Origin of the sequence: Serratia sp. CMO1, assembly GCF_015689115.1 — a bacterium.
GTDB lineage: Bacteria > Pseudomonadota > Gammaproteobacteria > Enterobacterales > Enterobacteriaceae > Serratia > Serratia marcescens.
Window position 1 is genome coordinate 4,361,279 of sequence record NZ_CP065032.1, and the last position, 11,467, is coordinate 4,372,745.

General features: G+C 55.8%; 10 protein-coding genes and 1 tRNA gene. All 11 read left to right on the top strand.

Features of this window, described 5'->3' with window-relative positions; genetic code table 11:
- Positions 1-15 precede the first annotated feature (15 nt).
- Positions 16-468, top strand: a complete 453-nt coding sequence (gene aroQ, locus IT763_RS20770; RefSeq protein WP_004936891.1) for a type II 3-dehydroquinate dehydratase — start codon at positions 16-18, stop codon at positions 466-468.
- A 32-nt stretch (positions 469-500) separates the two neighbouring features.
- Positions 501-968 (top strand): acetyl-CoA carboxylase biotin carboxyl carrier protein, encoded by a 468-nt coding sequence (accB, locus tag IT763_RS20775; RefSeq protein WP_004936889.1) that lies wholly within the window; start codon positions 501-503, stop codon positions 966-968.
- 12 nt (positions 969-980) lie between these two features.
- On the top strand, positions 981-2,330 hold the full coding sequence (gene accC / locus IT763_RS20780) for an acetyl-CoA carboxylase biotin carboxylase subunit (RefSeq protein ID WP_004936886.1): 1,350 nt from the start codon (positions 981-983) through the stop codon (positions 2,328-2,330).
- Positions 2,331-2,750: 420 nt separating this feature from the next.
- Positions 2,751-3,818 (top strand): cupin domain-containing protein, encoded by a 1,068-nt coding sequence (locus tag IT763_RS20785; protein WP_028127541.1) that lies wholly within the window; start codon positions 2,751-2,753, stop codon positions 3,816-3,818.
- A 25-nt stretch (positions 3,819-3,843) separates the two neighbouring features.
- A complete protein-coding gene (locus IT763_RS20790; RefSeq protein WP_079450126.1) occupies positions 3,844-4,797 on the top strand; it encodes a hypothetical protein in 954 nt (317 codons plus the stop codon).
- Positions 4,797-7,028, top strand: coding sequence for a cell envelope integrity protein TolA (locus IT763_RS20795; protein WP_206194975.1), 2,232 nt, complete (start codon positions 4,797-4,799; stop codon positions 7,026-7,028). The genes IT763_RS20790 and IT763_RS20795 overlap by 1 nt, the downstream gene beginning before the upstream one ends.
- 47 nt (positions 7,029-7,075) lie before the next feature.
- The gene (locus IT763_RS20800; RefSeq protein WP_016930245.1) at positions 7,076-8,281 is read left to right on the top strand and encodes an MFS transporter; all 1,206 of its coding nucleotides are present in this window, start codon (positions 7,076-7,078) and stop codon (positions 8,279-8,281) included.
- Between the two features lie 196 nt (positions 8,282-8,477).
- Positions 8,478-8,554: transfer RNA gene (locus IT763_RS20805), tRNA-OTHER, on the top strand.
- A 219-nt stretch (positions 8,555-8,773) separates the two neighbouring features.
- Entirely contained in the window at positions 8,774-9,016 is a 243-nt protein-coding gene (locus tag IT763_RS20810; protein ID WP_004936865.1) for a YhdT family protein, read from the top strand.
- Positions 9,006-10,451, top strand: a complete 1,446-nt coding sequence (panF, locus tag IT763_RS20815; protein ID WP_004936863.1) for a sodium/pantothenate symporter — start codon at positions 9,006-9,008, stop codon at positions 10,449-10,451. The genes IT763_RS20810 and panF overlap by 11 nt, the downstream gene beginning before the upstream one ends.
- Positions 10,452-10,462: 11 nt before the next feature.
- Positions 10,463-11,344 (top strand): 50S ribosomal protein L11 methyltransferase, encoded by an 882-nt coding sequence (gene prmA, locus IT763_RS20820; protein ID WP_016930246.1) that lies wholly within the window; start codon positions 10,463-10,465, stop codon positions 11,342-11,344.
- The last annotated feature ends 123 nt before the right edge of the window (positions 11,345-11,467 follow it).

An 11,467-nucleotide genomic window follows, 5' to 3' on the forward strand; every position in this document is an offset into this window, starting at 1 on the left:
GGAGATACCAGCACAATGGCGGATAAGTTTCACATTTTGCTTCTGAACGGCCCCAATCTCAATCTGCTGGGGACGCGTGAGCCGGAGAAGTACGGCAGCACGACGCTGACAGAGATTGTTAACGGATTGGAAAACCAGGCATCCGCATTGGATATTACCCTGAGCCATCTGCAGTCCAACGCCGAGCATCAGCTGATCGATCGCATCCATCAGGCGCGCGGCAACACCGATTTCATTCTGATAAACCCGGCGGCGTTCACGCACACCAGCGTGGCGTTGCGCGATGCGTTGCTGGCGGTGCAGATCCCGTTCATCGAGATCCACCTGTCCAACGTGCACGCCCGCGAACCTTTCCGCCATCACTCTTATCTCTCAGACGTAGCGGTAGGCGTGATTTGCGGCCTCGGCGCGGATGGCTACGCTTTCGCTTTACAGGCAGCGGTTAACCGTCTGTCGAAAACCCACTAATTGCTCCACAAAAAGAGTACGGAATCACACTCATGGATATTCGTAAAATCAAGAAACTGATCGAACTGGTTGAAGAATCAGGCATTTCTGAACTGGAAATCTCTGAAGGCGAAGAATCGGTTCGCATCAGCCGTGCCGCACCGGCGCAGGCTTATCCCGTCATGCAGCAGGCTTACGCGATGCCGGCACAGCAGCAGCCAGCCCTGGCTACCGCCGTTGCCACCGCGCCTGCGGCAGAAACCCCTGCAGCACCGGCGGCCGTGAGTGGCCACGTCGTTCGTTCCCCAATGGTAGGCACCTTCTACCGCACCCCAAGCCCGGACGCGAAAGCCTTCGTGGAAGTGGGCCAGAAAGTGAACGCCGGCGATACCCTGTGCATCGTTGAAGCCATGAAAATGATGAACCAGATCGAAGCGGACAAGTCCGGCGTCGTGAAAGCCATCCTGGTGGAAAACGGCCAGCCGGTCGAATATGACGAGCCGCTGGTCGTCATCGAATAACGAGGCGCCCCCATGCTTGATAAAATTGTTATCGCCAACCGAGGCGAGATCGCGCTTCGCATCCTGCGTGCCTGTAAAGAACTGGGCATCAAGACCGTTGCGGTTCACTCCGCGGCCGACCGCGATCTGAAACACGTGCTGCTGGCCGACGAGACCGTCTGCATCGGTCCTGCGCCATCGGTAAAAAGCTACCTGAACATCCCGGCCATCATCTCGGCGGCGGAAATCACCGGCGCGGTGGCGATCCACCCTGGCTACGGCTTCCTGTCCGAGAACGCCGACTTCGCCGAGCAGGTTGAACGCTCCGGTTTCATCTTCATCGGCCCGAAAGCCGAAACCATCCGCCTGATGGGCGACAAGGTTTCCGCGATCAACGCCATGAAAAAAGCCGGCGTGCCATGCGTGCCGGGCTCCGACGGCCCGCTGACCGACGACATGGATAAAAACCGTGCCTTCGCCAAGCGCATCGGTTATCCGGTGATCATCAAGGCCTCCGGCGGCGGCGGCGGTCGCGGCATGCGCGTGGTGCGCAGCGACAAAGACCTTGAGCAGTCCATCAACATGACGAAAGCGGAAGCCAAAGCGGCTTTCAACAACGACATGGTGTACATGGAAAAATACCTGGAGAATCCGCGTCACATCGAGATTCAGGTATTGGCCGACGGCCAGGGCAACGCCATCTATCTGGCCGAGCGCGACTGCTCCATGCAGCGCCGCCACCAGAAAGTGGTCGAAGAAGCGCCGGCACCGGGCATCACCAGCGAAATGCGCCGCTACATCGGCGAGCGCTGCTCGAAAGCCTGCGTGGAAATCGGCTACCGCGGTGCGGGCACCTTCGAGTTCCTGTATGAAAACGGCGAGTTCTATTTCATCGAAATGAACACCCGTATTCAGGTAGAGCACCCGGTTACCGAAATGATCACCGGCGTGGATCTGATCAAAGAGCAGCTGCGCATCGCTGCCGGTCAGCCGCTGTCGATCAAACAGGAAGAAGTGAAGATCCACGGCCACGCGGTAGAATGCCGCATCAACGCCGAAGATCCGAACACCTTCCTGCCGAGCCCGGGCAAGATCACCCGCTTCCACGCGCCAGGCGGTTTCGGCGTGCGTTGGGAATCTCATATCTACGCCGGTTATACCGTACCGCCGTACTATGACTCCATGATCGGCAAACTGATCACCTTCGGCGAAAACCGTGACGTGGCGATCGCCCGCATGAAAAACGCCCTGGCTGAACTGATCATCGACGGCATCAAAACCAACGTTGAGCTGCAGCAGAAGATCATGAACGACGAAAACTTCCAGCACGGTGGCACCAACATCCACTATCTGGAGAAGAAGCTGGGTCTGCAGGAAACCTAAGGCAGCCACGCAGCATCGTCTGACGAAAGGCCGGTTAATCACCGGCCTTTTTCTTTTCTTACGCCCGCCTGATTTTTTTCATTCAATCGCGCAAAATAGAATCAAACCTTCACAGATAACTTTCTCTTCACATTTATCGAGCACCTCCCCCATATCACCACAAAAAAACATAACACACTGTTTTTAAATAAAAAATATTTAACCCATAGCTTGAAAATAAATATTAGCAAGAAAAAAACTCAACCCCTCGCATTTTCACACGCCATAAGCTTTAACAAAATTAACGTATTAATTACAAAGCTTGACCCCGATCACATCCGCTCGGTGATAGCCCGTGCTATTGTCGCCGTCGATCGAATGCAGCGCGCTCTTTTTCTCTTTTTATTTATCCTTTTTATTGACTTAGATGAGTATGTCTTAATGAGCCATGTAACTGAATACGACCGTAAGCCCGTGTTTTCCCAGTACCACCGTGCTGACATGGAAACCATAAAAAGCATTAAGGAAAACGGGATTGAGAAGCTTTTGGGCGAAGTGAAGAATTTCCGCGCCAATGAGGAAATGAACCGCTTTATTCCCGAACAGGCACGCCTGGCAGTAAGCTGGGTGCGTCTGGCGAAAAACGAAAAGCTGGATGTGCATGTTCATCCAATATCTTCGCTGTATATCATTTGTGAAGGGGAAGCGATCCTGCTGGGAGACGGCGTTGACCGCCGGGCCGTTCCAGGCGATGTCATCTGCATTCCGCCAGGCGCGGATCACGGCTTCATCGGCGCGGGCGACAACGGCTACTGGGGGCTGTCAATCCAGTTTGAGGAGCGCGGGCTCTATGAAGATCCAAGCAAGCCGCTGGTGACTTTCGATCAAGATCCCTACGCTTACTACCATCAGCTTAAAGCGCATAATGCCCGCTACATCGAGCGCTACCAGGACAACAAGATCTTTACCGCATTCGCCAAGGATAAAACGTTCTCCGAGGCGAAAAAATCCTTGTTCCTGGACTACCTGCAGATCCTGTCCGATCAGTTCCAAAAAATGGTGCTGCTGCGTAGCGCACTGTGTGAAGACGTTCGCTTCTCACGTTTCTTCAGTGAGCATCTGAAAGAAGAATTCGGCCATGACGAAGTGCTGCGCAACAGCCGCGATAACCTCCAAGTTCGCGAAGACGCGATCTTTGAAGCACTGTGCATCTGGTTCAACCACCAGATGATCACGCTGGATAATCTGGAACAGGCTATCCTGGTGCACTTTGTCATCGAAGGTTCGGCTTTCGTTTTCTATAACAACATCAAACACGTGTTCGATCCGAGCAAACAGAACCATTTCGAGGATCACTCCGAATTCGATGGCGATCATCAGGAAGTGGATAAAGCGTTCTTCAAGGGGATGACCGAAGAACAATTCCAGCGTGTCAAAGCCGTACTCGATAAAGGGTGGAGTATGGTTGAGAAGCAGTATGCAAGACTGGCCGAACTGATCGAAGCATAAGCCGGGCAGGTCATCAGGAGCGGTCATGAAAATTGTTTTATTGGGATTCGGCGGCATTGGGCAAGAGACGCTAAACGCGCTGTTAAGTACGACCGAGCGACGTGGCAGCGTCAATGAAGTCGTGATCATCTGCCGAAATACCGAAAAGTATTCAGCCGTTTGCGAAGATATTCTTGATGGCCTGCTGGCGGAAGCGCTCTTCTCACGCCATAACCGAACGTCTTTACCCAAGATTGTTGTGACGGATGACTACCGCCACATCGAGGGGGCTGGCGTGATCCTCTGTTGCTATGGCGTGCCTTCAACCTTTCCGATGCATGACCGCCAGGCGTTGCTGGACGATCACGTACGGCTCAGCGAGGCCATTTTTAGCCGAGCCAAACCCTTCATTGCTCCCGGCTGTCACATCATCAATGCGGTCAATCCGGTGGATAGCATCAGCTATTACATCGATAAAATCCTGCTCGACTCTCGCTGCCGGGTGATAGGTATCGGCGCCGCGCACAATACCGCCAGGCTGCTGAAAAGTATCTGCCGCATTTCCGGGATCGACATGCAGCGCATCGACGCGCGTAGCCTGACAGTCTGCGGCGAGCACGGCGCCGGGTTGGTGCCCTTGCTCAGCCAGGTAACAACCGACGAGGGACCGCTGAACCAGGTACTTTCGGCACAGGCGCTGGCGCAAATCGTCACCGATACCCGCAATCAAGGGTTGGACATATTTCACAAAATGCGGCGCCCTCCTAAATATGGCCCGTCCGCCTCCATTCTTATCTTGCTTGAGCGCATCATCCAACGGGACGAAACCCCCTGCTGCGGTTCGGTCTGGCTGCCGGAACTGGGCGTGTTCATGTCCTGGCCGCTGGCTCTGCGCGACGACGTCTTTACGCCGCTGTCGCTGATGCCCAATCAGGATGAACAACAACAAATCCACCAGGCGGCGCTCAAGTTAAAAAACATCATCCAAGGTTTTAGCTGATGACGACCGATCAAACCAGACAGACTTTCCGCGATCTCTACATGCCGTTACGCCCTGAGTATCGTTTTCTTTCGCCACTGTACGGGGTGCTCTGGTGCAACAACGAACTCGCGGAAAAGTATTACCGTTTTCTTGGCGCCGATCACCCGATCGGCCAGGTGGCGCGCGCATTGTTCTACCGTACTGACCTGGTCGAGTTTGACGTAAGCAAAGAGGTGAAGAACCCGTTCACCTGGTTTTCCCCCTCTACCCTTGCACGGCTGGTGGCTTTCATGAGCAGCCAACGTTTCACCGACAATGATATAGCCTCGTTATATCAGCATGTACGAGATGAAACGGACTTTCACGCTGCCATTGAGCAGCAACATCGGCTTTCTGTGCAAATACGCCGGCTTTGCGACAGCGTGCTGCAACAGTTCGAGGACACAAAAGCGCAGATCGCGGCCGCAGAACGCGAAGCGCTCTCCCTCGGCGCCCATTTGAAAGCGCAAGAAAAAGCGCTGAACCAGATCCTGCAACAGGCGGAAAATGCCGCCAAAGCGCAGCCGTCACGGATCCCGCCACTTCGAACCGCGATCGCCGCGCTAAAAGCCGGTAAAAAAGCGCTGGGCAAGAGCGCTGCGGAAAATAAAGAGGCGCAACTGTTGGCGCTCAATGCCGAAATCGCCGAGCTGGAAGCACGCGTGAATGCGGCGCAGCAAGAAGCCGTGCATCAAGCCGGCCTGTTCCCCGCCTGGCAAAACGCGCAGGCCGCCGTCGAACATGCCCGCCGGCAAAAAGATGAAGCCACCTTGCGCGCCAGCATGCTGGCGGAAAGTTTTACCGAAAGCACCGTCGCACGGCTGCAAACTGAGGGATTCAGCGCCGACTTCATTGCATTGCATCTGCCTTTCAACAAGTATCACCGCTATCTGCCGCGACGTGTGCAGGATTACGTCGGTATCCACTGTGCAGATCGCGACAGCTTGCTGGCCGAGTTGCACAATTTATGTCGTTTACTGATCGCGGCCAGCCGCACCGCCGGGCACGACAGAGAGGTGTTTCATTTGCTCAACGCGGCGCTGTGGCTGAAATGCAAGGGTAACTTCGGCAAGTTGACCGCCTACATGCAGCAACTGCGGGAGCTGAGCGGGGAGCTGTTCGGCGAAACGGCGACGGGCGAGACGCACTTCCCCGATCGCTGCCATGACTACTACGATCGCGAAGTGTACGGCCGCTATTTTCCGCCGCTGTGCATCACCAAAACCTGCCGCCCCGCGCCGGATTCTGACGTCTCGTTCTCAGATTGCGGGGAGAGTTCGCTGCGCAACTTCATCAATGTCCTGGTGAAAAACCAAGCAAGCGCGCAGCTTGACGCCGGAATACTCAAACGCAGCGGCCTGGCTGTCGATCCGCGCGTCATCGCGTTCTATGAAAAAAACCCTCGTTTGGAAACGATCAGAAGCCAGGAAGTACATAACCAGTGGGCTGAGATTGCCTCATCACTCAATGCACGCGACAGCCGAATCAAATACCTGACGCCAGGCAAAGACGCCTATTGCGAGTTGGCCGCCGGCGGTAACAACATGCAGCATATGCTGCAAGCGCTATTGGGCGAAGCTGATATCGCCACCATTTGCCGCAGAATCGCCTCCTCTTCCGGCATCGATATTCGTTGCGATCTCAGCGAATTCCACCCGGAACGGCACGATCTGGAAGACTTCACCAACGTTGTTCGCCTCGAATTCGACGGCAAATATGTCTTTCACTGGTATTTCCTCAAACAGCATTTCCGCTGCGCTTCGGCAGATCTGTTCAACGAAGAGGAAAATTATGTACGCCAGGCACTCGCCATGCTGAATGACGAGATGAAACAGGGCCGTCTGAATCGCGACCAGTTCCGCGCACTGCTCAGTTTCCATCTGAAAGAGAAGCCCGTGGCGCAAGTCAAAATGATATTCGACAGCCTTGGCGCTACCCTCGTCGGAGATGAAATGACGTTCTTGATGTTGGGTAAATTGAACTCCGTCGATTCCATGTTTGAATACTGCATGAACGTTCTGGCGATTCCAACGCTGGCGCATAGCGCGCCAGTCTCGGCGACTGTCGCCGCGATTATTCAAGGCATCAGCCCGCATCCGGTTATCTTCGATCAGCGGAAAAATCTCATCGCGAGGATTAGAGAGGCCGGAGTGACGCCGTTACTCACTCTGGCTAACCGATGGGAAAAGGAAAGTTTGGAAAAGGTGTAATACACTCGGTTCAACAGACGACGAGCAACATTTAAGGAGAAACCGCCTTGAGGTCAACATTCATCCCTTATTTCCCAAAAGAAATATGGGTTATCTTTATCGGGACGTTTTTGACGCGCGCCTGCTTTTTCATGATTTGGCCATTCATTACCATTCTCATGAGAAATAACTACGCGATGACTCCGGTGGAAATCGGCGTCATGATGAGCGTATCACTTATCGTGTCTATTTCTTTCGGCTATCTCTTCGGTGGCGCTTCAGACAAATATGGCCGTCGCACGTTGATTATTCTCGGTGCAATTGCCGCTATCATTTCATTTAGCGTACTTGCGTTGGCCAACTCACCGGCGTGGTATTTTGTCGGTATTTTACTCAATGGCATTTCGCGCTCATTGATCGAACCCGCCAGCAAAGCGGTGATCGGCGATATTCTCCATGACAGGCAAGAGCGAGAACGCGCGTTGAACATCCGCTACTTCCTGATGAACGTGGGCGCAGCCGTAGGCCCATTAGTGGGTGTCGCTCTCGGGCTGACGGCGCAGAAGGCCACCTTCTTCGTCACCGCATTGTCGTTCCTTTGCTATTTGCTGCTGGTGCTCGCGGTATTCAAAGCGGGGCACGGTAAAGAAACGCGCAACGCCACCTTCTCGTTCATTGGCTCTTTGCGGATTATCTGGAACGATCAGGCGTTCAAGGTTTTGGTTGTCGCCAACATTTTGGTGATGCTGGTCTACGGGCAGATCGACGTGACGCTGCCGCAATACCTCATGATCAGCCAGGTGCACAACCCCGAATACCTGCTCAGCGTGCTGATATTCATCAATGCAGCCACGGTGATAACGCTGCAGTATTTCACCGAGCGCTTTACCCGTCGCATGTCATTGGCACTGAAAACCAGCCTGGGCGTGTTCTTTCTCGCGCTTTCACAAATTGTCTTCCTGCTGGTTTCCAGTGAAAGCTGGGGGCTGTGGTTGGTCGCCATGTTCCTGCTCAGCCTCGGTGAAGTCATCCTGTTCCCTACGCTCAATATACAAATTGATCGTATGGCGCCGGCTAACCTAAAAGGGGCTTACTTCGGTGCCGCCACGTTTTACGAATTTGGCCTGGCGCTCGCCCCTTTTGTCGGCGGTTTGCTGTTAAAACAAGGTGGCGGTGGCGCCCTGTATGCCGTGATGTTCTTTTTATGCATCGGCGTCATCGTTCTTTATACTATTTCAGAAAGAATATCTGAGAAAAGAACGATAACCGTGTGACATTGTTAATCCGCTAATTAACGCCGCCCTTGTTTAAGCACATTAACGGGGCGGCTTTATCGTGATATTAATCACAGTAAATAAATCGCGAAGGATATGCAGGTTATTATTTAATCGAACGATTTATTTAATGCCAAAAAATAAAAGAAATCTATTTACATGAATGATTATGAGATGTTATAAATTTGTTTATTGCAGGCGTGTAGCTCAGTGGTAGAGCGCTGTGTCATACTTCACAGAGGTCACCTGGTTCGATTCCGGTTGCGCCAACCAATATAAACCCCATTCCTTTCCCATTCTCTTTAATTATTTTCTCATCGAAATAAACCGGCAAAAATTTTTATATTTACCCCTCTCTTTTCTTTCCATCGCCCCGTTGCGTTCACCGGAAAGGTGAATAATTTATTAGCCAAACGCCGCACATTCCGTACAATCCTGTTCCTTCATCTGTTCTTGTCACAAGCCATCATCGTAAACCTATGGGGGACACTGATGGACAAACGCTTTATTCAGGCGCACCGCGAAGCGCGCTGGGCGCTGGGGCTGACGCTGCTCTACCTGCTGGCCTGGGGGCTGGCGGCCTACCTGCCGGACAGCGCCATCGGCGTCACCGGCCTGCCGCACTGGTTCGAAATGGCCTGCCTGCTGGTGCCACTGCTGTTCATCGGCCTGTGCTGGCTGATGGTGCGCACGGTGTTCCGCGACATTTCGCTGGAGGACCGCGATGCAAACTGAAGTGATCCTGCCGCTGGTCGCCTACTTGTTGCTGGTGTTCGGCCTGTCGGTGTACGCCTATCGGCGCCGCCAGAACGGAAACTTCCTCAGCGAATATTTCCTCGGCAACCGCTCGATGGGCGGCTTTGTGCTGGCGATGACCCTGACCGCCACCTACATCAGCGCCAGTTCGTTTATCGGCGGGCCTGGCGCCGCCTACAAATATGGCCTGGGCTGGGTGCTGCTGGCGATGATCCAACTGCCGGCGGTGTGGCTGTCGCTCGGCGTGCTGGGCAAGAAATTCGCCATCCTGGCGCGGCGCTACAACGCCATTACTCTCAATGACATGCTGTATGGCCGCTACCAAAGCCGCCTGCTGGTGTGGCTGGCCAGCCTCAGCCTGCTGGTGGCGTTCCTCGGCGCCATGACGGTGCAGTTCATCGGCGGCGCACGCCTGCTGGAGACCGCCGCCGGCATTCCTTACGACACCGGCCTGTTGATCTTCGGCATCAGCATTGCGCTGTACACCGCCTTCGGCGGCTTCCGCGCCAGCGTGCTGAACGACGCCATGCAGGGGCTGGTGATGCTGCTCGGCACCGTGCTGCTGCTGGTGGCGGTGATCCATGCCGCCGGCGGACTGGACAGCGCTGTGAGCAAACTGCAGCAGATCGATCCGGCGCTGGTGTCGCCGCAGGGCGGCGATCAGATCCTCAGTCTGCCGTTTATGGCGTCATTCTGGATCCTGGTGTGCTTCGGGGTGATCGGCCTGCCGCACACCGCCGTGCGCTGCATCTCCTACAAGGACAGCAAGGCGGTGCATCGCGGCATTCTGCTCGGCACCGTGGTGGTGGCGGTGCTGATGTTCGGCATGCACCTGGCCGGCGCGCTCGGCCGCGCGGTGTTGCCGGATCTCAAGATCCCCGACCAGGTGATCCCGACGCTGATGATCACCGTGTTGCCGCCGTACGCCGCCGGGATCTTTTTGGCGGCGCCGATGGCGGCGATCATGTCGACCATCAACGCCCAACTGCTGCAGTCCTCCGCCACCATCATCAAGGATCTCTACCTGGGCGTGCGGCCGCAGCAGATCCACAACGAGCGGTTGATCAAGCGCTTCTCCAGCCTGACCACGCTGATCCTCGGCCTGCTGGTGCTGCTGGCGGCCTGGCGCCCGCCGGAGATGATCATCTGGCTCAACCTGCTGGCTTTCGGCGGGCTGGAGGCGGTGTTCCTGTGGCCGCTGGTGCTGGGTCTGTATTGGGAACGCGCCAATGCTCAGGGAGCGCTTAGCTCAATGGTGTCGGGTGCGGTATGCTATACGCTATTGGCCAGCTTCAACCTGCAACCGGCGGGGCTGCATCCTATCGTGCCTTCGCTGTTGCTCAGCCTGTTGGCGTTTTATCTCGGTAACGTCGTCGGCGAAAAGCGCCGGGCGGCGTCATCATTACCCTCTTGAAGAGAATTGCTATGCCTTGGATCCAACTCAAACTGAACACCACCGGCAGCCAGGCGGAAGACCTGAGCGACGCGCTGGTGGAAAGCGGCGCCGTGTCGGTGACCTTCCAGGACACCCACGACAACCCGGTGTTCGAGCCGCTGCCGGGTGAAACCCTGCTGTGGGGCGATACCGATGTGATCGGCCTGTACGACGCGGAAACCGATATGGCCGAGGTGGTGGCGATGCTGGAGCAGCACCCGCTGCTGGGCGCCGGTTTCCGCCACAAGATAGAACAGCTGGAAGACAAGGACTGGGAGCGCGAATGGATGGACAACTTCCACCCGATGCGCTTCGGCGAGCGCTTGTGGATCTGCCCGAGCTGGCGCGACGTGCCGGATCCTGACGCGGTTAACGTGATGCTCGATCCGGGCCTGGCGTTCGGCACCGGCACCCACCCGACCACCGCGCTGTGTCTGCAGTGGCTGGACGGCCTCGATCTGGCCGGCAAAACCGTCATCGACTTCGGCTGCGGTTCCGGCATTCTGGCTATCGCCGCGCTGAAGCTGGGTGCGGCGCGCGCTATCGGCATCGACATCGATCCCCAGGCCATTCAGGCCAGCCGCGACAACGCGCAGCGTAACGGCGTCTCAGAGCGTCTGGAGCTGTATCTGCCGAAAGACCAGCCGGCGGACCTGCTGGCGGACGTGGTGGTCGCCAACATCCTCGCCGGCCCGCTGCGCGAACTGGCGCCGCTGATCGGTTGCCTGCCGAAGGCCGGCGGTCATTTGGGGCTGTCCGGCGTGCTGGCCAGCCAGGCGAGCAGCGTAGCGGAAGCCTACGAAGAGAAGTTCACGCTCGATCCGGTCGCCGAGCGCGAAGAGTGGTGCCGTATCACCGGCCGCCGTAAATAAGCGCCACGGTATATTGCTCCCTCATCCACCGGCCCCTCGCCGGTGGATTTTTTTTGTCCGGCGATCGGCCACGGGCAAGACAAAATTTTATGCAATTTTTCGCCTTTCAACGATGGATCGCCC

Coding starts and splice junctions, on each gene's coding strand:
- aroQ (WP_004936891.1), top strand. CDS start 16: ATGGCGGATAAGTTTCACATTTTGCTTCTGAACGGCCCCAATCTCAAT.
- accB (WP_004936889.1), top strand. CDS start 501: ATGGATATTCGTAAAATCAAGAAACTGATCGAACTGGTTGAAGAATCA.
- accC (WP_004936886.1), top strand. CDS start 981: ATGCTTGATAAAATTGTTATCGCCAACCGAGGCGAGATCGCGCTTCGC.
- IT763_RS20785 (WP_028127541.1), top strand. CDS start 2,751: ATGAGCCATGTAACTGAATACGACCGTAAGCCCGTGTTTTCCCAGTAC.
- IT763_RS20790 (WP_079450126.1), top strand. CDS start 3,844: ATGAAAATTGTTTTATTGGGATTCGGCGGCATTGGGCAAGAGACGCTA.
- IT763_RS20795 (WP_206194975.1), top strand. CDS start 4,797: ATGACGACCGATCAAACCAGACAGACTTTCCGCGATCTCTACATGCCG.
- IT763_RS20810 (WP_004936865.1), top strand. CDS start 8,774: ATGGACAAACGCTTTATTCAGGCGCACCGCGAAGCGCGCTGGGCGCTG.
- panF (WP_004936863.1), top strand. CDS start 9,006: ATGCAAACTGAAGTGATCCTGCCGCTGGTCGCCTACTTGTTGCTGGTG.
- prmA (WP_016930246.1), top strand. CDS start 10,463: ATGCCTTGGATCCAACTCAAACTGAACACCACCGGCAGCCAGGCGGAA.